We start from the raw sequence: 23,585 nt of genomic DNA, 5'->3' as shown, positions 1-23,585 counted from the left end.
TGGCATTTTGCGCCAAGCCCATTTCGTCAGACAGCCCGGGGAGGCCGCCGACACCATGCAGGGATCTGACACAGATGCCCTCCGCGCGCCGGTCACCGTGAGCTATGCACGCGCGCTGGTCCGCGCCTTCGGCAAGACGCGCGGCGAGCGCGACGAGCTGCTGAAGGGCACGGGGATCCGGCTCGAGGCGCTCGACCAGCCGGGTGCGCACATGCCGGTGTCGGGGCTGGTGGTGCTGGCCGCCAACATCACCCGCCGGCATGGCGAGCTGTGGCCGTTGTCGGCCGCTGCGGTCTGGTCGACATCGCTGCAGGGAGCGCTCGACGTCGCGACCCGGACGGCACCGACCATCGAGGATGCCTTGATCACCGGCGCGCGCTTCGGATCGACCCGCGCGCCCTTCATCCGCAACCGGCTGCGCCGCACCGCGCGCGCGATCCAGATCGAAATTTCTCCCGCGGTGGCGATGGATGACGCGCTGTGGCACGCCGTGGCGCTCGCCGTCAGCCTCAACGTGCACGCGGTGTACACGCAGCTGCTCGAGGATGCGATCGGCCAGGCGACGCTGCAATTTCCCTGGGCGCCGCCTGCGGACGCCGAGCGGCTCGTGCCGCATTATGCCTGCGCGGTGAAGTTCAACGCGGCCGCCTTCCTGTTCGATGTGCCGAAAGAATTGTGCGCGCGACCGTCGCCGTTTGCCGATCCGGAATTGCACGCCAAGGCGATCGAAGCCTTGGAGACGATCGAGAAGCCGCGCTCGGACAGTGAGGCGCTGACACGGATCGTGGAGAACCTGATTGCGTCGCGCCTGCCGCAGCGGCTCGGCGAGGAGGAAGCTGCGCGCCTCGTCGGCACCTCGCGGCGCACGCTGGTGCGGCGGCTGGCGGAGGGGGGCGGCGCCTTCCGCCCGCTGCTCGACGCCGTGCTGCGCGAGCGCGCGAGGGTGATGCTCGCGGCAGGCACCCAATCCCGCGACGAGATGGCAGCCGCGCTCGGCTACACCGATGCGACGAGTTTCAGCCGGGCGTGCCGGCGCTGGTTTGCGGCGAGGGGCGTGCGGGGCTAGCGGATCATGGCGTGCGGCGCGGTTCGCGTCAGCCCAACACATCTGGTTGGAGGCTGGGCGCCTCGGCCGATGAAGATGGGCAGTATTGCTTCAGCCGTGGCACAATGACGCGGCGGTCGCTGTCACGAGCATTGCCAGGATCATGATCCGGTTTCATACTCTGAAGGCCGGAAAGCGGAGACAGCGATGCTGTTTCGTCTCGCATTTGCTTTTGTAGCGATGGCGGCGCTGCTGGTGGATCCGATTGACGCCGTCGCGCAGGACATGCTGCGCGATGTCGACCTCAACAGTCCCGACATGACGACGTCGGAGATGACGCGCGCCGAGGTCGACACGCTGCTCGAGGCGGCACGTCAACAGCCGGTGAACCGACGCACGGCAGATTTGGAGGGAAAGCGGCTGTCGCACCTCGATCTCTCGGGGCTCGACTTCTCCGGCGGCAATCTTCGCCTCGTCAAACTCAACCGCGCCAGCCTGAAGGGCGCGCGCTTCGACGGGGCCATCCTGAACCAGGCCTGGCTCATCGACGCAGATTTGACCGGCGCATCCCTCGTCAGGGCATCGCTGCTGGGCACCCAGATGCAACGCGCCAGGCTTGGCGGTGCCAATTTGAGCGGCGCACGCATCACCGCCGATCTTTCCGGCGCCAGCATGATCGGGGCCAAACTTGCGGGCGCCGATTTGAGCGCTGATATGCGCAACCAATCGATGGGCATGATGCGCGGCGTGCTCAATTCCGCCGATCTGCGGAATGCGGATCTGAGCGGCGCCAATCTCTCGCGCGCCGATCTCGAATTCGCGAAGCTGCAGAACGCCAATCTGGCCAATTGCAATCTCAGCCGCGCTAACCTCGTGGGAGCCGACTTGTCCGACGCCAATCTCGCCGGCGCCGATTTCACCGAGACCGACCTTGCGTCGGCCCTCCTGCCGGGCGCGGCGGCGCTGGCCGATACCCGCAATCTGGACAAGGCCCGGAACTTGAACCTGGCGCGGCGCCCAAATTAGCAGGCGAATTGCAGTGCCCAGCAACTGGACTTATGCTCTGCGTCGAGAACCACGCTACCGCTCATCGTGCGGCGGGCAGGGCCACGGTGGATGGTTGCATGTCGCACCAGAGGTGACGTCATGACCATTTCTCCCACACTGCACAAATATCTTGCTGCCGAAAACATTGCGTACGACGAAATCCCGCATGTGCTGACGATGTCGTCCACCCATAGCGCCCAGGCATGTCACGTCTCAGGCGATCGCCTGGCCAAGGCGATCGTGTTGCGTCGCGACGGCGGCTACATGCTCGCCGTGCTGCCGGCCTCACATCACCTCAGGCTTGAGGACCTGAGGGCGAGATTCGGCGACGATATCGCCATGGCCGCTGAAAGCGAGATCGATCGTCTGTTCGCGGACTGCGCGCACGGGGCGGTTCCCGCCGCCGGCATCTGTTACGGGCTTGACGTTATCGTCGATGACAGCATCGAGATGCAGCCCGACGTCTACATTGAAGCCGGCGATCATGAGACGCTGCTGCATCTCGGTCGTGCGCAATTCGCACGCCTGACCGCCAACGCTCTGCGCGGCCGCATCAGCGCGCACGACTGATGCGGTGGATGGCGCGACCATCTGTCGGCGCGCCCTGATCAAGGCGCGGCCCACATGCGGTCACGCCCGATCTGCTGTATAGTTGCAAGCGAGGGGGCTGCTGCCTTGCAAGGGAGGTCCTCCATGAAGGTCAAGGACGTGATGCACAAGGGCGTCGATTGGGTGAGCCCCGATACCCCGATCACCGAAATCGCAAGATTGATGCAAGGGCACGACGTCGGCTGTATTCCGATTGGAAAGGACGATCGTCTGATCGGGATGGTGACGGATCGCGATATCGTCTGCAAAGGTGTTGCGAGCAAGGACTTCAACTCTATGCGCGCCACCGCGCGCGATGTGATGACCGAGGGCATCCACTGCTGCCGGGAAGATGACGATCTGGCAAAGGCGGTGCATCACATGGAGACCCTGAAGGTCCGCAGGCTGCCCGTCATCAACAAGAGCAAGCGGATGGTCGGCATGATCAGCTTGGGCGACGTCGGCCACTTCGCCGGTGCCGATCTCGTGTCCCAGTGCATGAAGAGCGTGTCGGCTCATCATTGAGGCGAGGCCGGTCTGCCGGAAACGACCGGCAGATCGGCCGGCACCGTGGTCGCACGACAGAACGTCACGATGAATCTAGAGCTTGCTCAATACTTCCGGTTGCTGCGGGAGACGCCGATCCCTGTTGCACCGACGCATCAACCGTCGAGCGATACATTCGTGCCGATGGAATTTCTTTTGACTGATCGCGGACGGCCCGTTTTGCTGTGCCCATTATGTTTGACGCAGCGATTTCCATACTTTTCATTGTGAGTGTTGGCATCCTCCTCGCTCACGCGATCGATGCCTTCAGATCGTGACATCAGCAGCGTGCTGCGTGAGTAAGCGGACTATCACAAGCCGGGAGGTATCACGGCGCGGTGTCTATCGAGAGGGCGCGCTGGCGGTGCTGCGATCAGCCGAGCAGCTTGTGACCGGCTTCCCGTTTGAGGCCTGTCCCTCGAGGCAGGGTGTTTCAAGAAAAGACGCCGCCGGTTTCAAAAATACACGCCCGGCGGCGTTTCCTTCCTGAACTGGGACACTGAAATCCCCAGCATGGTCTCCATTGCACCGCCCATGCCAAAGCGGTTCAGGCTGGTGGGACCTGACGGCAGGTCGTGAGGACGAACCCGGCCTTGCTGCATTGCCACTCACTGCCGAGCGCAGCGCTCGAAACGGGGTGAGGAGCAGCCATCGCCAGCAGCATGACAGCCGCACCGGCCAGCAGACTTACGACCACCAGCATGCGTACTTTGTGGGTCCACATCGTCGTCGCTCCCTTGGGTCAGTGGGCCAGAAGCTTTGTGTCGGACTGCGTTGCAATCGCGTGCTTTCTGTCGGTCGCTCTCTGTTGGCGAGCGAGACCGAGATTCTGGATGTACTGCCTTATCCAGAGACCCAGGTCGGCGGAACGCCTGATCTGTGCGGTACGCAAAACCTGGTCGAGATCCTGGAATTTGATGCCGTTGTCTTGCTGCATGGCTTTACCCCGGAAATGTTCAGGTGATGAAAACACCGGGGATGCTGAGCGCCGTTTGTTTCGGGCTCGCTTCGAGGGCCAGGAAATGATGTTTCGTTCACGCGGAGGTTATTAGGCGGGGTGGGCGGGGGGCCCGAGGCACTCGCGCCCGTGGTTCACAGGCGCTCGGAGAGCCGGCAAGATATTGATAAGATGAGTATTTATATTGTCATCGTCGCGAACCGCCCATTCTGGGGGCGACACCCATCCTCCCGTGGCCCCGATGGCGATAAGCGAAAAGCCCGCTGCCGTATGTCGAGTCCAATGTCGGACCAGTTGCATAGGCGAGCGCGGCTCGGTCGCGCTCGAACCTCAATCGCTCTTTCTCTGCCTCGATTTGCCGCATCTCGATCGCGCGCTGTTTATCAAGCTGCGTTCTTCTTTCAAAGGCGCGTTCATTTCGTGCGCGCAGATCGGCGTCGTCGAGGACCTCACCGCCAGGCCCGTAGATGTGCTCGATGTCTCCCGTGATGACCCGCACCTGCTGAGCTCGCGATGGCGACGTTACAGCCAGACAGGTAGCGATGAAGATTGCTGCTCGGAACACGCTAAATCTCCCAAGCGTGGTGGTGTGCGAACCTGATGTAAGTCCCGACTTGGCGTCGTTTCAACATGACAGCATTCACAACGCCTCACGTTCGCGTTCAGCGAGCGGAAGCAGGCTCGTGACGAGCATCGTTGCCGTGACTTGAGCCGTTCACAACCGCCGGGTGGGACTTGAATATGCTGGCGTCCACCGGAGGCCGGAAATGAGGTCTTTGCTGCGGCTACGCAGCTTTGTTGACGCTCGCGATCACGGTCCGCATATCGGTCGCCAGGTCGCGATAGCGCGCACCCAACCGCAGATATAGTTCGCGACTGCTCCCATCCTGCACACGGCTAGCGATCATTTCGCATTCGGCGGCAAGAACCTCAAATCGTTCCAGCTTTGCATGGAGAGCAGACATGGGGCGCGTCCCTGACTGATACCGAGGGACTTGCGACGCTACTCCTCTGATTGCGTCTGATTAAGCATTATTATCGGGTAGAACTAAAATTCTTACCGCGCCGCCATTTCGGTCATTGTCGCTGTCGCTCTTCCGGGCACTGCTGACGAAAGGGGGTGCATGGCGGGGGGGTCATGGAAATGGTTTCATGCCTGCGCCGAGTTCTCTTTCTGAGAGACGCCTTTCAAGGGTGGCAATGGTTCCCTTGAGATTATCGTACCGCTCGTTCAGCGACCTTGCCAAAATCGAATACCTTCTGTCCGATCGGTCGGAAATCCCAGCGCGCACTTCCTCGGCCGTGATGTCGTCCTGGATCGTCTGACAGGCGAGGACCAGATCGGCCAATATTTTGCTGATCGTCAACTCTCGTGGAGTGCTTTCGCGGGCTGTCTCAAAACGAGGATGCATGTTCATCTTGGTGCTCCGAATGTTTGAGTTCGGCACACCGAGAATGGTTGGCGCCGAACTATTCACGCATGCGTCGCAAGTTGCTTGCCAGTGTCGGGCCCGTAAGAGCACGGTAGGAGCGGTCGCACGCGGGCTCGGCGCCGGCGGCGAGCTCGCTCCGGATTTTTACGGTGGAGGACACTGCCCCGGCAGATCTATTCTCGGCGCCACGTTGGAATGCAAGCGCCTAGCGTGGCGCGCTTGTAGTCTCGAGCTGCAGTCTGATCTCCAGCTGTCTCGGCAAACCTGACCGCGGCCTCCAGGTCTTGAGCCGCAGACGCGCTATCACAGAACAGGCTGCGAATTTCAGCCCGGTATCGATATGTCCTGTAGTTCATCGGGTTGTACTGAAGCGCCAGGTTGTAATTGTTCTGCTCGTCGGTGGCACCTCGGCGCGCTTCATCGGACTGACTGTTGAAGTTGGCCAGGCGATTGAGCGCCTGGAGTGTCCCGAGCTCCGTGTAACGTAGGGACATTGCGCCAAAGGTTGCTGGGAGCGCTTCGCCCGACGAAGGGAGTTGCTTCACCGGGGCAAGCGCGCGTTCAATTTCAATCTTCTTGTATTTGATGGCGTTGCTGTAGTCCCGCAGGCTTTGGAACGCGCTCGATATTTCGCCATTGATCGGAGCGACATAGGCGGCCGAGAGTCGTCGATCCCCGAGCAAGTCGAGGCATGCGCGTATCTTTGCCTGAGGAGGCAAGACATCGCGACACTCCTTGTCAACCACACGCCACTCGTCCCATGCATGCGCCGTCGGCCGCGTCTGCGCAGCAGAAGGCAGCATAATAACCAGTGCAAAGAAGATCGCTGATTTGCGACCGCGACTTAGGCCATCCATTTTATCTCCTCGCCGTTAGCCCGATCTCGACCCGCCGCCGGATAGAATCGAAGCGGGTAGGAGCGTCGTCCAGGGGGTTATCGCCGCGCTCACCGGGCGCAGCCCAGAGGACATCGAGCGCATCTTGCAGGCGCACGATCTCGGCGGCAAATTCGAGTTGGCAGAGCAGGCTGTTGTGGAGCTTGAGCAGCAGGTTAGCGAAACGTGAATTGCAAGCCGGTCTGCAAACCGGCAATACCGTTCCGGTCTGTCTCAAGCCAATTGATGGACTTTATTGGCGCGCTCGGAGAGATTCGAACTCCCGACCCTCGGAATCGAAATCCGATGCTCTATCCAGCTGAGCTACGAGCGCGTTGCGGGTCGATTATCAGACTTGGGCGGTGAGGGCCAGCAGCCCCGCGCGGCCGCCAGGCGGTGCCCGCGCGTCCGGCCGGCCGTGTCCCGCGAAGCCCTCAGAAGCAGGGATGGCGGCGGCGATCCTGGCCGATATAGGCGGCCGAGCTCTGGTAGCACTTGTTGCGCGAGGGGCCGTCGTAATAGGCGAAAGTGCCGGCGGCCGGGCCCGGGCCGTAATTGTGCAGATAGCTGATGTGGTAGGGCAGGCCCCAATGGGCGTGGTGGTAGTGATGCCGGTGGTGGCGCGGGTGGGCCGAGGCCGCCGGGGTGAGGGGCAGGATGGCCAGGGAAACAGTCACAGTGAGGGCGGCGAAAAGCTTGGTCTTGGTCATGGGCTGCCTCCGGGCATTCACGCTGGAATCGGCATTTCGGGCCGATCCGAAGCCCATTTAACCCGGAATCGGGCGAAAAGCTGCGGGAAATCAGTCACAGCGCGCCAAATTTTGCCTTTTTGCGGATGCTTAACGGATTGCCAACACAGTCCGGCCAGAGTCTTGCGGTCAGGTCCGCCCGGATCTGGCATTCCCTCGGTCTCGAACGTTCCATGCGCATCACGCTCCTTGCCGCCTTGCTGCTCCCGGTTCTGGCTGCGACGCCCGCGCGGGCCGTGCTGCACATCACGCGCGACCACGGCGGCTATGTCGAGGAGTACAAGGCCAAGTACAAGCAGGTCCGCGACCGCCGCGAGCGCGTCGTGATCGACGGCATCTGCAACTCGGCCTGCACGCTGGTGTTCGGCATCGTGCCGCTGAACAAGATCTGCGTCACGCCGAAGGCCAGCATCGGCTTCCACCAGGCCTATTACGACAAGGCCTTCACCTTCGGCATCAAGGTCACCAGCCTCGACGGCACCTCCGACCTGATGTCCTACTACCCCGACACGGTGAAGAACTGGATCCGCCGCAATGGCGGGCTCACCACCGAGATGAAGAAGATCAAGAACGGGGTCGATCTCTGGAACATCGTCGATCCCTGTCCGGACGAGTGGTAGGTGCGGGCGCGCCAGCGCTCCGAACCATCCTCTTCGGGTTTGCGCTTGAGGTCTTCGGCCTGACGTCGCCGTCCGACACCCGTCAAAACTGACGCCTTCGACTTGCCGGGCACGGCCGCAGCGATGCTGCCGTTCGCTCATGATCCGTTCATCCGCATGATGCGATTGTGCTCCACCAGCGAGCCCGACCGCCGGAGCGGCTGGGCCTCGGCTCGTACGCACAGGAGGTTGTGATGGCAACCAGATCCAATCTTTCGAAGGCTGAACTCGCGCGCAGCGTTGCCGGCGCCGCGTCGGCGCTGGTGCTGAGCGGGCTTGTGTTGTTCGTGGCCGCCCATCATCTCAGCGGCGGGTAGGGGCACGCGCCTCAGCTGGCGCCGCATGGTCTCGCGTGACGATGAATTACGAGAGCCAAAACACCCCGATCAACAGACCGGCCGCAAATGCCCAAAGCCCCAGTGTGCAGGCCGAGATGACCCGCACAAAATTCCGCAAGTCGACATCTTGCATTGAATCGCGGGATCGATCGGTCAATTGCAGGCACCCCCCTGCGGTGGCCGCCCTGGCATGCCATCCTGGCATCTCCGCAGAATAGCCTGTTCCCGATCGATGCCCAAATGAAGGCAGGGAACGGTCACGCAGGATCACGCATTTGCGAGGCCCGCCGGCCCGGCCGGGCAGCTGGGATGCCTGTTCCTGGCCGTATCTCCAGGGACTTCGGGCCGTATCGAGACGGGGCCGGGGCAGGGAACGTCTTGCCGGCCGGGTCCTCCGGCCTCACGCCGGTGCCGCCCTTCGGCTGTGCGGCCTTTGCGGTCCCGGCCGAGGCCCAATCATTGTCCGCGATCAAGGCGCGCGCTAGAGGAGGGGCCCGGCAAGCGAGGGCCCGAGAGAACGTGTCGTTCAGGATATCTGCCACCACGCGCATCGTGATCGGATCGGCGCTTTTTGCCCTGGCGTCGAGCGCATTGCTTTATCTGTTGCCTCCGAGCCCGGCCGATCCAACGCTCCGCGGCACCTTCCGTTTTTTGCAGGGACACGCCTACCTGATCCCCGTCAAGTATTTCAGCGGCGAGCTCAACGCTGCGCGACTGTATGAGGATGATCGACCTCTCGGCCCGGCCAATAGCGACCGCCGGGAGATCGAGACCAAAGGCGCCGGCCGGTTCGAACTTCACCGGGACACAACAAATTGGTTCGGCCCGGTCCTGGTGTTCTCGACAAGCGACAATACCGACCCGAATAAGAATGGAAGAAAATATCGCCTCGAGTGATGACGGCGCTTCAAGGCTGCGCGAGGCTAGAGCATGATCCGGAAAAGTGCGAAGCGGTTTTCCCTCGCGACAAACGCGGAGCGTTTGCGCGGAGATCATGCTTAGACAAAAGAACTATAGCGCGATGACGATTCGACCCAATCTCATCGCGCTTTAGGGAGCGATCCAGATACCAAGCGCGATGATCGCGATGGAGATCGCGATCACCAGCATGTCCGTCGTGAGCCAGTCGGGCATTCCGGTTGATGGCTTGTCGCTCATGTCAGCGACTCCTCTGTTCGCGTCGAGCCCGCATCTTGGAATGCCTGCCTGCGAACGCAGGTGAAGCAGTTCACACAGAAAACGGGAAAGGTGACAACTCGAATTTTGATCACCCGCGCGCGTTGAAGTTGCGATGCGCGATGCGGATGTCGTCTGGGTTTCTGAACATGTTCTGCAGGCAAGATCGGCGAGAGCAAGCGAGATCAAGGATTCGGACTGCGGACGATGTGACCAATGGAGTTTGCTCGCTTCGTTGAAGATCGCCCACGACGCCAGCGATAGACCCGCCGACATCAGCATCATCCGGCGGATCGGATGCCTCGCGGAACGGTATCCCGGTGCGAGGCGACGTAGTCGATCTCGCCACGCCCAATCCCGATATCCATCAGCTCCCGATCGCTCAGGCTGCAAAGATCGGTGCGCAGCCGCTCCCATTTGCGCCATTCCTGAAATGCACCCCAAAAACTTTGGAGGGTGCGGGGGCCACGCGGCGTGGATGCGGTCGTCCGGGCTAAACTCGTCGTCGTGTAGGTCGTGCTCATTGCTGCACCTCTTCTCCACCCGGACAAGGTGCCTCAGCGCGATTGTGCGCGCTTCACGGGCGGCTTACATTTTCCTCACCGGCAGCTTATTCTTTGCGCCAGGCGGCCTTGCAACAACCGGAGGCCCACCCGAGGGATTGGCACCTTGCGCTATCTCTTCGAGGAGTACGCATTCGACACGGACCGGCGCGAACTGCATCGTGACGCGGACCTGGTTCCGGTCACGCCACAGGTATTCGATCTGCTCGACTATCTGATCCGCAACAGGGAGCGGGTCGTCAGCAAGGACGAACTCATCAACGCCATTTGGGACGGGCGCAGCGTGTCCGATGCGGCGCTGACGACCCGTCTGAATGTCGCCCGCAGTACAATAGGCGATTCCGGTGAGGAACAACGCCTGATCAGGACACTACCCCGCAAGGGCTTTCGTTTCGTCGGCTCGGTCCGCGAAGCGAATGAAGCGTCCACTGCCTTGGCGCCTTCCGACGATGAATCCTCAAACAGGCCGCTGACGGTGCCTGAGCGGCCGTCGATCGCCGTCCTGCCATTCCAGAACATGAGCGGCGATCCGGAGCAGGAATACTTCGCCGACGGGATGGTCGAGGAGATCACGACCGCACTGTCGCGATTCAGGTGGTTGTTCGTGATCGCCCGCAATTCGAGCTTTACGTTCAAGGGCCGGGCCATCGATATCAAGGAAGTCGGGCGTAAGCTTGGTGTGCGGTATGTCCTTGAGGGCTCCGTACGAAGGCGTCGGGCAAGGTCCGCATCGCGGGGCAGTTGATCGACGCAGTGACGGGCACCCACGTTTGGGCGGATAGCTTCGAGCGCGACTTGACGGACGTCTTTGCGCTCCAGGACGAAGTCGCGGTCGCCGTTGTTTCAGCCATTCAGCCGAAGCTGCTCCGAACGGAGATTGGAATGGCTACGCGGCGGCGCCCGGAGAACCTTACCGCATATGACCTTCTTCTCAGGGCATTGCCGCACTTTTATAGCGCGACCCGTGACGGGATCGCTGAGGCAACGAGGCTCGCTCACCACGTTCTGGAACTGGAGCCGCGCCTCGCCTCGGCGGCATGCCTGGCAAGCATCAGCCACGCGCTCAATCTGGTTCTGGGCTATTCCACCGATCCCCAACTCGACCGCAACGAAGCCGTTCGATTCGCTCGTCTCGCACTGAGCATCGACAATAACGATGCAAATACATTGGCAACCGCGGCTGTCGTCTCGGCCTTCATGGTCGGCGACCATGAAAGTGAAATCGAAATGGCCGACCGCGCGGTCGCCCTCAATCCGAATTTGTTTGATGGATGGCTCAACAGAGGCTTTGTGTACAAGATTGCGGGCCGGTCGGAAGAAGCGATTCAGAGCTTTCAACGCGCTATCCGCGTGAGCCCCGTCGACCCGCTGCTTTATCGGTCATTTCTCGGAATGGCGTTGGCTTTTATTGAGCTTCACCGGTTTGACGACGCAATCGAAGCGGGAAAAAGGGTTCTTCGTCAGGACCCCAATAATGCAGGAGGCTACCGCTGTCTCGCATCGGCTTTCGCTCACCTCGGGCGCGACGTGGAAGCCCATGAGGCAGCGGCTCGTTTGCTCGAGATCGATCCCCGCTTTACAATATCGATGTGGATTGCTCGGGGTGGGCAATCAAACGCGAAGCTGTTGATTGAAGGTTTCCGCAAGGCGGGGTTGCCCGAGTAAGCCCGGCAGTTCGCTTGTGCAGGCGAGTTGGTCGAATGCGACGCGGTCACCTCGTCGTGGGTATCGCACCGGGCTCCGTCGACTTCTGCAGCAGAGCAGGCCGATAGGGCGGGGTGGGCTCGTCATCGTCGGGGATGGCGCAATAGCCGAACTCCTGCTGGATGCGCTGGATCTCCATGACGCGATCGTTCAGCCGCCGCAGATGCTCGAGGGATTTGGCCTTCCAGTAGTGGAAGGTATCGTGTGTGATCGGCACGAAGGCGGTCCCGAACAGCGTTGGATCGGGGACGATGGTCCGTCCGAGCAGCAGATACCTGTCGTCGCCGACGATGACGAGCGTGGCATAGGGGCGTCGTTCGCTCACCCTGAGGCCCTTGAGCGACAATTCGCAGAGCTTGCTGAAGTAAGGTTCCTCTCGCCAGCGGTCGGGAGCATCGATATCGACCTGCACGTTCAGTGTGTCGAGCCCGAAATGCGCCACCATGCCTGCGGTCGCGGGAAACCAGTCGTCGTCGAGATGGCCTTGCAGCCAGCCGCAGCTGAATGAGCGGCACTGCCGCGGACGCCGGTCGTAGATCTCGCATCCGCCGCCCGACAGGATGTGGTTGCAGACGGTGTTTACCGGTTTGCCGAGATCGGTCACTTCAAGCACCTTGCAGCAGGCGGTGCATGAACCGCATTGCCGAACCGGCGGCGCCACCGGAAAACCGAGAGCCCATGAGCCCTGGCTTTCACGGAACAGCAGTTTCTGCTTCTCCAGCGTGCCCAACGCTCGCTCGACCTTGAGGCGGGACAATCCGGTCACGCCGATAATACCTTTTGTCGTCGTCGCGCCGCTCTCGACCGCCCGAACAACGACCAATGCCACCTGGTCCATTTTTCTTTTTCTTGTCCGGCTCGTGGCCGGCTCTTCTTGTGCAGTATTCTTGGCCGCCGGTAATCGGCAACGGCAGATCCCGGTGTCATCAGGAAGGCGCCGCGATCGACGCTGCGAAATTGACTTGGAGGGTATCCGCGAGGGCAGCGCGCCGCATCCGACAAACCTGCATGGCATCGTTGAGGACACATCGTCGTGATTGCATCGCTCAGACGGCCTGTGGCCGAACTGCTGTTCGGCACGACATCGCGACCCGACGGGCAACTCAGCAAAACCTGTCACGCCTAGCGTGCGAAATATTTCGCTTTATCAGAAATGAAGCTGTGTGAAGAGAGGGCGGAACGAAGAGCAGGACTCGGACAAATCATGTCGCGAGAATGCGAAGCTGCGTCCCCACCCACATCTGTCATCGCCCGGCTCGACCGGGCGATCCAGTACGCCGCGGCCTCTCGGCTCAAGCATCAGCGTCTCTGGAATACTGGATCACCCGCATGCGCGGGTGATGACACCGCCTGTTTAAACGCGAACGGCAATGGCATCGGCGCATCAACCCGCAAAAATTCGCGATTGCCCGCCGCCTTATCTTCAGGCAATGACTGTCGGCAATGAACAAGAGCTTCGAGGAAACTGCCGCTCGCCTGGCGCCGGCGATCTTTGTCGTGCTGTGGAGCACGGGATTCATCGGCACCAAATACGTCATCAACAATGCGGAGCCGCTGACCTATCTGGCGATCCGGATGGCGTTCGTTGTGGTGGTGATGGCTGTGATCGCCGCGGTCGCGCGGCCGAAATGGCCGGACCGGACGGGCGTGTTTCACAGCACAGTCGCCGGCCTTCTGGTGCACGGCTTCTATCTCGGCGGCACCGCGATTGCGATCGCGCATTCGATTCCCGCCGGGCTCTCGGCCTTGATCCCGGGGCTGCAGCCGATCCTGACCTCGACGATTGCCAACCGCTGGCTTGGCGAGCGCGTCACGCCGCTGCAATGGGGCGGGCTGGTGCTCGGCCTCGCCGGCGTCGTGCTGATCCTGCACAACCGGCCGATGACGGGCGAAGCGGGGTGGGGCTGGCTCGCCTCCGGCGTCTCGCTGATCTCGATCACGCTCGGCACGCTCTATCAGCGCCGCTACTGCAACCAGATCGACTGGCGCGCCGGCAATCTGGTGCAATACATCGCGGTGACGATCTTCTTCGGCATAGGCGCCTTCCTGTTCGAGAGCAATGTCGTGCACTGGACCAGCGAGTTCGTGCTGGCGCTGGCCTGGCTGGTGTTCGCGCTGTCGATCGGCTCGATCGGGCTGTTGTACTGGCTGATCCGCCACCATGCCGCGACCTCGGTCGCGAGCCTGTTCTATCTGGTGCCGGCGGTGACCGCGCTGATGGCCTATGTGCTGTTCGGCGAACGTTTAGACTACGTCGCGATCGCCGGCATGGCCGCTTGCGCCGCGGCGGTGCTGCTGGTCAACCGTCGCACCTGATCCTTGCTCTAATCCTTGCCGCGAATCTTCGCGTAGGCCGCAAGCGCACGTTCGCGGCCCTGCTTGTGATCGACGATCGGCCGCGGATAGCTCGTGCCGAGCTCGACGCCGGCGCCGGCTTGCTCGATCGGCGTTGCGGTCCAGGGCTGATGAATCAGCTCGTTGGGCAATCGCGCAAGCTCCGGGACCCAGCGCCGGACATAGGCGCCGTCGGGATCGAACTTCTCGCCCTGCAGGATCGGATTGAAGACGCGGAAATAGGGCGCGGCGTCGGCACCGGAGCCGGCGACCCATTGCCAGTTCGCCGGATTGGAGCCGGCATCGGCATCGACCAGCGTGTCCCAGAACCATTGTTCGCCGGCGCGCCAGTCGATCAAAAGGTGCTTCACCAGGAAGGAAGCGACCACCATCCGCACCCGGTTGTGCATCACGCCGCTGTGCCAGAGCTCGCGCATGCCGGCATCGACGATCGGATAGCCGGTCAGGCCGCGTTGCCAGGCCTTCAGCGCGCGCGCGTCGCGCTTCCACGGAAAGGCGTCGAAATGCTGCTGCAGATTCCGCTCGGCCAGGTCGGGGACGTCGAACAGCAGATGGCGGCAGAACTCGCGCCAGCCGAGTTCGCTGAGAAATTTGTCGATGTCGCCGGCCAGGCGCGGGTGCTCGGCGGCGGCGAAACGCGCGGCGTGCCAGAGCTGGCGCGGGCTGATCTCGCCGAAGCGCAGATGCGGCGACAGGCGCGAGGTGCCGTCGCGGTCGGGCCGGTCGCGGTCGTCGGTGTAGCCGCGGACGCGATCGTCGAGGAATGCCTTCAGCCGCGCCTGCGCCGCGGCTTCGCCCGGCGTCCAGTTCTCGCGCAGGCCGCCGGCCCAATCCGGCCTGACAGGTTCGAGGCCCCAATCGTCGACGGCTTCGCTGGCGATGCCGCTGACGGAGGTGAGCTTCTTCGGCGCCGGCAGCGGCTTCGGCGGATCGCCAAGCCCCTGCACGCGCCGCCAGAATGGCGTGAAGACGCGCAGTCCCCGGTTGTCCTTGTTGCGGATGGCCTTGGGTTCGACGAGCAGGTCGCCGGGGAAAATCTGCGAGTCTCTTCCGTCGCTTGCCAGCGCGGCCTCAACGTCGGCGGCGACAGCTTGATGCGGCGTCTGCGCGATGTCGTTGCAAAACACGGCGCGCGCATCGGTTTCACGCGCCAGCGTGGCGATCACGGACGCGGCCGGTCCGGTGCGCAGCACCAGCGTTCCGCCGATTGCCTCGAGACTCCTGCCGAGCGTGCGCAGCGATTGCGCCAACCACCAGCGCGTCGCGCCCCCGAGGGGGCGCGCGGCTGGAGGTTTCAGGGCAGGGCTTTGTTCGTCGCGAACATAGAGGCCAACCACGGGCACGCCGCGGCTGGCGGCTTCGTGCAGGGCCGGGTGATCCGACAACCGCAGATCGTCGCGGAACCAGACGATAACAGGCTGCGCGCGGGCCACCCGGAGGATGCGTATCTGCCGTTACTTTGGCTGCGGCACGATGCGGATGTAGGGCTTCGGCTCCTTCCAGCCCTGCGGATAGATCGTCTTGGCCTCGTCGTTGGTCACCGAGCCCGCGATGATCACGTCCTCGCCCTGCTTCCAGTCGGCAGGCGTGGCGACGCGGTGCTTGGCGGTGAGTTGCAGCGAGTCGATGACGCGCAGGATCTCCTGGAAGTTCCGGCCGGTGGTCATCGGATAGACCAGCACCAGCTTGATCTTCTTGTCGGGGCCGATGATGAAGACGTTGCGCACCGTCTGATTGTCCGCCGGCGTGCGGGTGAGGGGATCGCCGGACGTCGAGGCCGGCAGCATCTCGTAAAGCTTGGAGACGTTGAAGTCGGTGTCGGCGATCAGCGGATAGTTCGGGGCGGCGCCCTGCGTCTCCAGGATGTCCTCGGCCCATTTGGCGTGACGATCCGCGGGATCGACCGAGAGGCCGATCAGCTTGATGCCGCGCTTGTCGAATTCCGGTTTCAGCTTGGCCAGCGCGCCGAGTTCGGTCGTGCAGACCGGGGTGAAGTCCTTCGGATGGGAGAACAGCAGGGCCCAGCTGTTGCCGATCCAGTCGTGGAACTTGATTTTGCCCTCGGTGGTCTGGGCCTCGAAGTCCGGTGCGGTCGTGCCAATCGGAAGTGTCATGATTTTACCTCATCTCATTGATGTTGCATATGAATTTGTATTTGAGGCGATCGGTTCCATTATAGGACGGGACAAGACTTAAGTGAACTGGTTCATGAAAAAGGTGAGATTGTTCTCACGGCTGGGGAATTCCAAGCAACTTGTTTTGATCCAACCCCCTTCGACGAAATATCAGATGCGGCACAAAAGCTTGGAAATGCCCAGATAAAGCCGCTTATCGCCGTCATCACGCCGGCCCCGGCTGCTATAGGACTGAACCGTGACAGCTTCCAAAGCGACCAATTGGCAACCATCTAAAAATCTCGGAACGCAAGTTTCGAATCATTAACCACTCGTTTACGCCCGCATGGAAAAGCTGGCCTAAGATAGGAATTGAAAGCTCCCACAATGTCCGCCCCAAGTACCAAGACCGCTGAGGCTCTCAGCGGTGCGTTACATCCATCCTGCCGCAAGACCGCTGCCCATGCGCTGACCATCGTGCGCGACGGCGTGATCACCGGCGAAGGCCCGACCACCAAGGGCCGTATCCATTTCTCCCGCTCACTCGACGCCGATGACGCAGCCTGGTGCGCGCTCATCCTGACGGCGGCCGCGGTCGAGCATCAGCCGGTCAGCCGGGCTGAGATCGAGGCACTGTTTTCGATCAACGAGGCCGCCGCCGAGCGCAGCGATGACGGCAGGTTCGACGATCTGCTCGCCAAGGCGATCGCCCATCATGCCGCCTCGGAGTCCGGCCTGCCGGTGCCGCCGCGGACGGTGGCGCTGTCGCCCGACACCGAGATCGATCGCTGGGCGCCGACGCAAGGCGCCAAGATCGACACCAAGGTTCTGGAATGGATCGCGGGCCAGATGCGCGGCCAGCGCCGCACCGGCCGTGCGCTGGCGGCGATGGTGGCGACGCTGGTCGGCGCGACCGCGCTGCCGCTCGCAGCCCAACTGCCCAACGTGTTCGACATCGGGATGATGTAGGCCATCATCCCGAGTGACTAATCTTGACGAGAGCGGCGGGGATTACTTCCCCGCCGTTTTCTGTTTGCCGTCGGTCTCCTCGAGCCCGAGCGTCCGCCCCGGGAATCCGGCGACGTCGAAATAGCGGGTCGAGAGCACGCGCTGGAATTTCAGCACAGTGCGCAGGCCATTGGCCGACGGCTTCTTCGACATCAGGGTGCCCTCGGCCATCTTCGGCACGATGCCGTTCGGCAGCGCTTCCGACATCACCCGGCCGATCAGCCCGCCATTGTTCGGCGCACGCAGGCCGAGCAGCTGCGCGGCGGTCATGCCGACATCGGCGTTGCTGACCGGCAGCGGATCGACATAGCCCGCCTTGAAGTCGGGCCCGATCGCCGCGGTGAAGTTGAAGGTGTCGCCGCGGCTGAAGCTGCCATGCATGCCCTGGCCCTGGCGCAGCACGGTGTCGGCGATCTGCACCGAGCAATTGGTCGGGATCGCGCAGCCGCTCGACCAGGAGCGGAAATTGACCACGATCGACGGGTTCGGCGTCACTGCCTTGCCCTTCAGATTGAGGTTCGACATCGGCAGCGTGCCGGGGAAGTTGCCGAGCTTGTCGTCGACAAACAGGCCGCTGACATAATCCTGCTCGAGCAGCGCCTTGATGACGCGGTCGGCGAGCTTCTTGTCGCGGTTCGGCAGATAGATCAGGTCCGAGCCGCCATTGGTCGCGATCACGACATCGGGCTTGGCCGGGTCCTGGCCGAGCACGCCGTTGCCGGCCTTCGGATGGGCGTTGTCGGTGACCTTGGCGTTCTTGTCGTTGGGGTCGAACAGCGGCAGGTTCAGCGCCTTGGCGAGATCGATCGCCAAAAAGCCCATCGGCAGGAAATCCTTCGGCGTGTCGTCAAAGGCGATCTTGGCCGAGGGGCTGGTCTTGCTCTCCTTCGAGATCGTCGAGAAGCCGTGGTCGGAGGAGACCATGATGTTGGTGTTGGCGGAAAGCCCGAGTTCGTCGAGCGCCTTGCGGAGCTGGGCGAGGTTGTTGTCGGCATTCTTGATGCCGGCCATCGAGGTCGGGCCGTTGATGCCCGGCGTGATCGTGTTGAGGCTGTCGCCGGTGTTGTGCTGGCTGCCGTCCGGATCGCGCGACCAGAACACCAGCACGAACGGCTTGTTGCGCGCCTTGAACATCGGCAGCACGACCTTGGTCGCGACATCGGCCATGTAGGCCTGCTGGGCGACGTTGGCGACCGTCGTGCCCGGTGTCTTGGCGTCGCCGGCCTTGGCGTTGTCGCCGCGGCTCGGGGTGGCGAGCGGCAGGCCGGCCTTGGTCAGCGCCTCCTTCACCTCGTCGGAGAGCGGCACGCCGGTCTTGCCGCCGGTGGAATCGTCGACCACGATCGTGTTCTTGCCGCGATCGGTGTGGTCGAACAGCAGAGTCGGGCCGACCTTGCCGATGGCGGCGGTGCTAAAGCCCTGGCCACGGGCCATCTTCAACAGCGTCTCCTCGTTGAGGTAGTCGCCATTGAAGTGATCGTCGACATCGGCGAGCACGGCGTCGTTCTCGATGAACGGCACCACGGTGTCGCCGGCCGGCACCGAGGTGTAGCCGGTATAGATCGTGTTGGAGAAGGTGCCGGTGTCGCCGAGATAGTGCCCGGTCGAGAGCGCCGAGCTGTTCGCCATCGTGAAGGTCGGGAACAGCGAATGCGAATTCTTGAAGTTGATGCCCTTGTCGCGGATCTCGGCCATCGTCGGTGCCGTCTCCGGCGTCACGATGCCGCCGCGCAGGCCGTCCGGAACGAACAGGATGAGGTTGCGGGGCTTGGCGTTCTGCGCCGCGGCGGCGCCCGCCGAAAGCGCGATCATGCTCGCGGACAGTAACGTAATGGCTCGACGCATTCTTTAATTCCCCCAAATGAAGCCCGCGGCAGCCCGCCGCCGCCTTCGTTTAGTTTTGCCACATGACAGAAATGTTACAGTGTCTGCTCGGCGCCGAAACTGCCGGATTTTTCTTGGCGACGGCCGGTCAGCACACCTTCATTCCGCGGGCTGAGTCGCGGCTCTCTCATTGCGCGCAGCACTACCGGCATGTCCGTACCGTGCATAGAGCGCAGGCAGCACGGCAAGCGTCAACAGGGTTGCGCTGATCAGCCCGCCGATCACGACGGTGGCGAGCGGCTTCTGCACCTCGGCGCCGGTTCCGGTGGCGAATGCCATCGGCACGAAGCCGAGCGAGGCCACCAGCGCGGTCATCACGACGGGCCGGAAACGGGTGAGGGCGCCTTGCTCGATGGCCTCCCGCAACGGCACGCCGCGCTCGCGCAATTGCCGGACGAAGCTCAGCATCACGAGCCCGTTCAGCACCGCAACGCCTGAGAGCGCGATGAAGCCGACCGCCGCCGAGATCGAGAACGGCATGCCGCGGAGCCACAGCGCCGCGATGCCGCCGGTCAGCGCCAGCGGCACCGCGCTGAACACCAAGAGGGCATCGCGCGCCGAGCCCATCGCCGCCAGCAGCAACAGGAAGATCATCGCAAAGCAGGCCGGCACCACGACGGCAAGGCGCTGGCGCGCCGCCGCGAGATTTTCCGACTGGCCACCCCAGGTCATCCAGTAGCCCGGCGGCAGCTTCACCGATTGTGCGACGTTGGCCTGGGCTTCCTCGACCACCGAGCCGAGATCGCGGCCGCGGACATTCGCGGTGACCACGATGCGGCGCTTGCCGTTCTCGCGGCTGATCTGGTTCGGCCCTTCGGTGAAGGAGAACTGCGCGACGCGGTTGAGCGGCAGGCTCTGCACAGGTGAGTTCGGCGTTGCCTTCGGCAATGCGACCGGCAAATTGCTCAACGCCTCGAGATCGGAGCGCACGCTCTCCGGCAATCGCACCACGATGTCGAAGCTGCGATCGCCCTCGTACACGACGCCGGCATCCTGGCCGCCGACCGCGGTACCGATCACGTCGTGCACTGCGGAGACGCTCAAACCGCGCCGGGCAATCGCCGCCTTGTCGACCTTGATCTCGAGGATGGGGAGGCCGCTCGTCTGCTCGACCTTGACGTCGGTCGCGCCGCGCACGCTCCGCAGCGCCGCCGCAACCTGGTTGGCAGCCTTCTGCATCGGCTCGAACTCGTCGCCGAACACCTTGACCGCGATGTCGCCACGAACGCCGGCGAGCAGTTCGTTGAAGCGCATCTGGATCGGTTGGGTGAATTCATAGACGTTGCCAGGCAGCCGGCCGACCGCCTTCGAGATATCCCCGATCAACTGCTCCTTGGTCATCGACGGATCCGGCCACTGCTCACGTGGCTTCAGCATGATGAAGGTGTCGGACGCATTCGGTGGCATCGGGTCACTCGCCACTTCCGGGGTGCCGGTCTTGGAAAAGACGAACGACACCTGCGGAAAGCGGCTGACGGTCTTTTCGACCGAGAGCTGCATCGCCTGCGACTGCGATAGCGACGTGCTGGGAATCCGCAGGGCGTGCATCGCGATGTTCTTCTCGTCGAGCGACGGGATGAACTCCTGGCCGAGGCGAGAGAAACCGAACAGGGCGGCCCCGAACAGCACGACCGCCACTGCGATGACCGGGATCGGTGTTGCAACCGCCCGCCGCAGCAGGGGGTGATACCAGCGCTTCAGTGTGGCAACGAGGCGGTTTTCCTCCTCCTGTACGCGGCCGCTGATGGAGATCGCGATCAGCGCGGGAACCAGGGTCAGCGACAGCACGAAGGCCGCGGCAAGTGCGAGGATCACCGTTAGCGCCATCGGCTCGAACATCTTGCCTTCGACCCCGGTGAAGGTAAGGAGCGGTACATAGACCAGCAGAATGATGGCCTGGCCGTAGAGGCTCGGCTGGACCATTTCGACCGCGGAGGCGTGCACCGTCGCCAGCCGCTCGTCGCGCGTCAGCACGCGGCCAAGGGCGCGCTGCTTCTCGGCGAGGTGACGCAGGCTGTTCTCGGTGATGATGACGGCACCGTCGACGATCAGGCCGAAATCGAGTGCACCGAGGCTCATCAGATTGGCGCTGATGCGCCCCTGCCACATGCCGATAGCCGTCATCAGCATCGCGATCGGGATCACCAGGGCCGTGATCAGCGCGGCGCGGAAATTGCCGAGCAGCATGAACAACACCGCGATCACGAGCAACGCGCCTTCAGAGAGGTTACGAGCCACGGTGCCGATGGTCGCATCGACGAGCTCGGTGCGATCGAGCACCGTCGTGACCTCGACACCGGGGGGCAGGGACGGCGTGATGCTCCGAAGACGCGCGTCGACTGCGGCCGACACCGTTCGGCTGTTGGCGCCGATGAGCATCAGCGCCACGCCGACCACGACCTCGCGGCCGTCTTCGCTGGCGCTGCCGGTGCGGGTCTCGCCGCCGATCGACACGGTTGCGATGTCGCGTATCCTGATCGGAACCCCGCCACGGGTGGTGACGACGACGGCGCCGAGCTCATCGATGTTCTGGAGACGGCCGCCGGACCGAACCACAAGACCTTCGCCATTGCGCTCGATGTAGCGCGCGCCGCGGCTGACATTGTTGCTCTCGATGGCCCTGGCGACGTCGGCAAAGGTGAGGCCGAGCGCGATCAGCTTCGCCGCGTCGGGATAGACGTGGTACTGCTTGAGGTAGCCGCCGATCGAATCCACCCCGGCGACGCCCGGCACCATTTTGATCCGCGGTTTGATGATCCAGTCCTGCACCGTGCGCAGATAGGCGTCTTTCTCGACGTCGCTTTGCAGCATCTGGCCATCAGCCGTGAGGAAGCGTCCGTCGCTCTGCAGACCCGGCGCGCCGTTGGCCGGCGCCGGCTGCCCGGAGAAATGCACGGACCACATGTAGACTTCGCCAAGGCCAGTCGAGGTCGGGCCCATCCGCGGCTCGACGCCTTGCGGCAGGCGTGCCCGGACTTCCGTCAGGCGCTCGCCGACCTGCTGGCGGGCGAAATAGATATTCGTCGCTTCGCTGAACACCGCGGTGATCTGCGAGAAGCCGTTGCGTGACAGCGACCGCGTGCTTTCCAGCCCGGGCGCCCCTGCTAGTGCGGTCTCGATCGGGAAGGTGACCTGCTTCTCGATTTCCGCCGGCGACAGTGCCGGCGCGAGCGTATTGATCTGGATCTGCTTGTTGGTGATGTCGGGCACCGCGTCGATCGGCAGCCTGGTCAGCGCAAGGCCACCGAGGAACATCGCGATCGCGGCGAGAGTGACGACGACCCAGCGCCGCTGGATGGCAAGGCCGATGATGCGCTCAATCATGGTCGTGCTCCGCCTCGTCCTTCTCGATCTCGGCCTTCAGCGTGAAGGTGTTCTGCACCGCGATAGTTTCGCCGGCTGACAGGCCGGCGACGATTTCGATATCGTCGTCGTCTTCACGGCCGGTCCGCACCGACCTGGCCTCAAAGCCATCGGCATCCCGCACGAACACGGTCGGCGTCCCCTTGATGGTTTGAATCGCCTTCTTCGAGACGATCACGGTCGACGGCGCGTCTCCGAGCGGCACTTCTGCGGTGACGAAGGTGCCGGGCTTCCAGCGGTGGTCCTTGTTGGGCAGGGTCGCGATCACGCGCGCGTTCCGGGTATCGCGGTCGAGCAGGGGGCTGACGAAGATTACATCCGCACTGGTCTCATCCTCGGTGCCGATGGCGCGAATCTTGACAGACAGACCTTCGCGGACCGCGGCGATGTCCTCGGGTGAAACCGCCAGATCGACCCAGACATCGTCGAGATTGACGATGACGTAGAGTTCGCTTTCCTGCCCCTCGCGCCCGATCAGTCCGCCAAGATCGACGCGCCGTTCGGATACCCGGCCTGAGATTGGCGAGCGCAGGAATTGGGTTCGCAGGCTCTCCGGCGGCTGGTTCGGCAGGTCGGCGATCTCGCTTTCCGACAGGCCCAGCGCAAACAGCTTCTGCCGTGCGCCGTCGAGCTTGATCTGGGCGTCGTTCGCGGTCAGCCGCGTGCGCAGGAACTCGTTCTCCGACACGACCCGGGTCTCGACCAGCGTCTTTTGCCTGGCGTAGAGGGTTTGCCGGAGATCGTTGGTGAGCCGCGCGGCGAGGTATTCGCTCTTGGCGTCGGCCACCTCGCGGCTTTCGATCGCAGCCACGATCTCGCCCTTCTCGACGACGTCGCCGAGGCGCTTGCGCAGTTCCGTGACCGTCGCAAGCACGCGCACCGAGACGCGGCCGATATGGTCGGCGTCGGGAATCATTGAACCCGGCGCGAGGAAATGCCGCTTCAACATGCCGCCGCTGGTTTGCGCGAGCGTGATGGCGGCGTCGCGAATCTGGTCTTCGCTCAGCTCGATATGTCCGGCGGCCTCATGCTTGGCCTCGGCCTTCGCTGTGCCCGCGGTCGCAGTCTCCTGCGTCGTGGCCGGAAATTGGACCGGCCAGCCGATCCATCCGGCTGCCAGAACGACCAGTGCAATGCCGGCGGCGACGCCGGCGAAAAATAGAATGATCCGTTTCATCTG

The 23,585-nt window shown here is 63.0% G+C and carries 26 protein-coding genes and 1 tRNA gene; 12 read left to right on the top strand and 15 right to left on the bottom strand.

All coding sequences use genetic code 11. From position 1 onward, the window contains the following. Positions 1-55: 55 nt before the first annotated feature. The 4 genes from G6P99_RS27480 to G6P99_RS27465 all read left to right on the top strand — a co-directional run bounded on the left by G6P99_RS27480 (position 56) and on the right by G6P99_RS27465 (position 3,205). Positions 56-1,066, top strand: a complete 1,011-nt coding sequence (locus G6P99_RS27480) for a helix-turn-helix domain-containing protein (RefSeq protein ID WP_029081681.1) — start codon at positions 56-58, stop codon at positions 1,064-1,066. A gap of 186 nt (positions 1,067-1,252) precedes the next feature. Continuing rightward, positions 1,253-2,071, top strand: a complete 819-nt coding sequence (locus G6P99_RS27475; protein ID WP_165124037.1) for a pentapeptide repeat-containing protein — start codon at positions 1,253-1,255, stop codon at positions 2,069-2,071. 120 nt (positions 2,072-2,191) lie between these two features. After that, positions 2,192-2,662, top strand: a complete 471-nt coding sequence (locus tag G6P99_RS27470) for an aminoacyl-tRNA deacylase (protein ID WP_029081679.1) — start codon at positions 2,192-2,194, stop codon at positions 2,660-2,662. 123 nt (positions 2,663-2,785) lie between these two features. After that, a complete protein-coding gene (locus G6P99_RS27465) occupies positions 2,786-3,205 on the top strand; it encodes a CBS domain-containing protein (RefSeq protein WP_165124032.1) in 420 nt (139 codons plus the stop codon). Between the two features lie 568 nt (positions 3,206-3,773). Here the strand turns inward: G6P99_RS27465 and G6P99_RS27460 are convergent. Beyond that, entirely contained in the window at positions 3,774-3,950 is a 177-nt protein-coding gene (locus G6P99_RS27460; protein ID WP_165124029.1) for a hypothetical protein, read from the bottom strand. Between the two features lie 84 nt (positions 3,951-4,034). On the opposite strand from G6P99_RS27460, the gene G6P99_RS27455 reads away from it, so the two are divergent. Further along, complete coding sequence (locus G6P99_RS27455) at positions 4,035-4,190, top strand: hypothetical protein (RefSeq protein WP_156928644.1); 156 nt, start codon at positions 4,035-4,037, stop codon at positions 4,188-4,190. Positions 4,191-4,371: 181 nt separating this feature from the next. Here G6P99_RS27455 and G6P99_RS27450 read toward each other — a convergent pair whose 3' ends face one another. The 6 genes from G6P99_RS27450 to G6P99_RS27425 all read right to left on the bottom strand — a co-directional run bounded on the left by G6P99_RS27450 (position 4,372) and on the right by G6P99_RS27425 (position 7,202). Next, positions 4,372-4,749, bottom strand: a complete 378-nt coding sequence (locus G6P99_RS27450) for a hypothetical protein (RefSeq protein ID WP_156928643.1) — start codon at positions 4,747-4,749, stop codon at positions 4,372-4,374. A gap of 220 nt (positions 4,750-4,969) precedes the next feature. Next, on the bottom strand, positions 4,970-5,149 hold the full coding sequence (locus tag G6P99_RS27445; protein ID WP_029081675.1) for a hypothetical protein: 180 nt from the start codon (positions 5,147-5,149) through the stop codon (positions 4,970-4,972). A gap of 171 nt (positions 5,150-5,320) precedes the next feature. After that, positions 5,321-5,602, bottom strand: coding sequence for a hypothetical protein (locus G6P99_RS27440; RefSeq protein WP_029081674.1), 282 nt, complete (start codon positions 5,600-5,602; stop codon positions 5,321-5,323). A 188-nt stretch (positions 5,603-5,790) separates the two neighbouring features. After that, positions 5,791-6,474, bottom strand: coding sequence for a hypothetical protein (locus G6P99_RS27435; protein ID WP_029081673.1), 684 nt, complete (start codon positions 6,472-6,474; stop codon positions 5,791-5,793). A gap of 275 nt (positions 6,475-6,749) precedes the next feature. Then, positions 6,750-6,826: transfer RNA gene (locus tag G6P99_RS27430), tRNA-Arg, on the bottom strand. A gap of 100 nt (positions 6,827-6,926) precedes the next feature. Continuing rightward, a complete protein-coding gene (locus G6P99_RS27425; RefSeq protein ID WP_029081671.1) occupies positions 6,927-7,202 on the bottom strand; it encodes a hypothetical protein in 276 nt (91 codons plus the stop codon). A 212-nt stretch (positions 7,203-7,414) separates the two neighbouring features. Between G6P99_RS27425 and G6P99_RS27420 the strand changes: the two genes are divergently transcribed. From G6P99_RS27420 to G6P99_RS27410, 3 genes are all read left to right on the top strand, one after another. After that, a complete protein-coding gene (locus tag G6P99_RS27420) occupies positions 7,415-7,861 on the top strand; it encodes a hypothetical protein (RefSeq protein ID WP_029081670.1) in 447 nt (148 codons plus the stop codon). A 233-nt stretch (positions 7,862-8,094) separates the two neighbouring features. After that, entirely contained in the window at positions 8,095-8,217 is a 123-nt protein-coding gene (locus G6P99_RS27415; RefSeq protein WP_256375172.1) for a hypothetical protein, read from the top strand. Positions 8,218-8,757: 540 nt separating this feature from the next. Beyond that, complete coding sequence (locus tag G6P99_RS27410; RefSeq protein WP_245284707.1) at positions 8,758-9,135, top strand: hypothetical protein; 378 nt, start codon at positions 8,758-8,760, stop codon at positions 9,133-9,135. Positions 9,136-9,288: 153 nt separating this feature from the next. Here G6P99_RS27410 and G6P99_RS27405 read toward each other — a convergent pair whose 3' ends face one another. Next, on the bottom strand, positions 9,289-9,699 hold the full coding sequence (locus G6P99_RS27405; protein ID WP_165122992.1) for a hypothetical protein: 411 nt from the start codon (positions 9,697-9,699) through the stop codon (positions 9,289-9,291). Beyond that, complete coding sequence (locus tag G6P99_RS27400) at positions 9,696-9,938, bottom strand: DUF1127 domain-containing protein (RefSeq protein WP_084518492.1); 243 nt, start codon at positions 9,936-9,938, stop codon at positions 9,696-9,698. Before G6P99_RS27400 ends, G6P99_RS27405 begins: the two co-directional genes overlap by 4 nt. 145 nt (positions 9,939-10,083) lie before the next feature. Here G6P99_RS27400 and G6P99_RS27395 point away from each other — a divergent pair, with 145 nt between their 5' ends. Further along, positions 10,084-10,722: a winged helix-turn-helix domain-containing protein gene (locus G6P99_RS27395; RefSeq protein ID WP_246709633.1), complete on the top strand. Its 639-nt coding sequence runs from the start codon at positions 10,084-10,086 to the stop codon at positions 10,720-10,722. Continuing rightward, on the top strand, positions 10,719-11,642 hold the full coding sequence (locus tag G6P99_RS27390; RefSeq protein ID WP_246709631.1) for a tetratricopeptide repeat protein: 924 nt from the start codon (positions 10,719-10,721) through the stop codon (positions 11,640-11,642). The genes G6P99_RS27395 and G6P99_RS27390 overlap by 4 nt, the downstream gene beginning before the upstream one ends. Before the next feature lie 46 nt (positions 11,643-11,688). Here G6P99_RS27390 and G6P99_RS27385 read toward each other — a convergent pair whose 3' ends face one another. Next, on the bottom strand, positions 11,689-12,519 hold the full coding sequence (locus tag G6P99_RS27385; protein WP_165124025.1) for a YkgJ family cysteine cluster protein: 831 nt from the start codon (positions 12,517-12,519) through the stop codon (positions 11,689-11,691). Between the two features lie 605 nt (positions 12,520-13,124). On the opposite strand from G6P99_RS27385, the gene G6P99_RS27380 reads away from it, so the two are divergent. Next, positions 13,125-13,997 (top strand): DMT family transporter, encoded by an 873-nt coding sequence (locus G6P99_RS27380; RefSeq protein WP_029081668.1) that lies wholly within the window; start codon positions 13,125-13,127, stop codon positions 13,995-13,997. Positions 13,998-14,005: 8 nt separating this feature from the next. On the opposite strand, the gene G6P99_RS27375 is transcribed toward G6P99_RS27380, so the two are convergent. Together G6P99_RS27375 and G6P99_RS27370 are read right to left on the bottom strand one after the other, a co-directional pair. Continuing rightward, positions 14,006-15,469 carry a cryptochrome/photolyase family protein gene (locus tag G6P99_RS27375; protein WP_029081667.1) on the bottom strand — a complete coding sequence of 488 codons (1,464 nt, stop codon included), beginning with the start codon at positions 15,467-15,469 and terminating at the stop codon, positions 14,006-14,008. A gap of 21 nt (positions 15,470-15,490) precedes the next feature. Continuing rightward, entirely contained in the window at positions 15,491-16,150 is a 660-nt protein-coding gene (locus G6P99_RS27370; protein ID WP_029081666.1) for a peroxiredoxin, read from the bottom strand. Positions 16,151-16,537: 387 nt separating this feature from the next. Here G6P99_RS27370 and G6P99_RS27365 point away from each other — a divergent pair, with 387 nt between their 5' ends. Further along, positions 16,538-17,119, top strand: a complete 582-nt coding sequence (locus tag G6P99_RS27365) for a hypothetical protein (protein ID WP_029081665.1) — start codon at positions 16,538-16,540, stop codon at positions 17,117-17,119. A gap of 42 nt (positions 17,120-17,161) precedes the next feature. Here the strand turns inward: G6P99_RS27365 and G6P99_RS27360 are convergent, their stop codons facing one another. From G6P99_RS27360 to G6P99_RS27350, 3 genes are all read right to left on the bottom strand, one after another. Beyond that, on the bottom strand, positions 17,162-19,003 hold the full coding sequence (locus G6P99_RS27360) for an alkaline phosphatase family protein (protein WP_029081664.1): 1,842 nt from the start codon (positions 19,001-19,003) through the stop codon (positions 17,162-17,164). 138 nt (positions 19,004-19,141) lie between these two features. Then, positions 19,142-22,366, bottom strand: coding sequence for an efflux RND transporter permease subunit (locus G6P99_RS27355; RefSeq protein ID WP_029081663.1), 3,225 nt, complete (start codon positions 22,364-22,366; stop codon positions 19,142-19,144). Continuing rightward, a complete protein-coding gene (locus G6P99_RS27350; protein WP_029081662.1) occupies positions 22,359-23,582 on the bottom strand; it encodes an efflux RND transporter periplasmic adaptor subunit in 1,224 nt (407 codons plus the stop codon). The genes G6P99_RS27355 and G6P99_RS27350 overlap by 8 nt, the downstream gene beginning before the upstream one ends. Between the last annotated feature and the right edge of the window lie 3 nt (positions 23,583-23,585).

The organism is Bradyrhizobium sp. 6(2017) (assembly GCF_011058295.2).
In the GTDB taxonomy this organism is placed as follows: Bacteria; Pseudomonadota; Alphaproteobacteria; order Rhizobiales; family Xanthobacteraceae; genus Bradyrhizobium; species Bradyrhizobium septentrionale.
The sequence above is the reverse complement of the archived record's forward strand: the minus strand, read 5'-3'. Positions and strand labels throughout refer to the sequence as shown.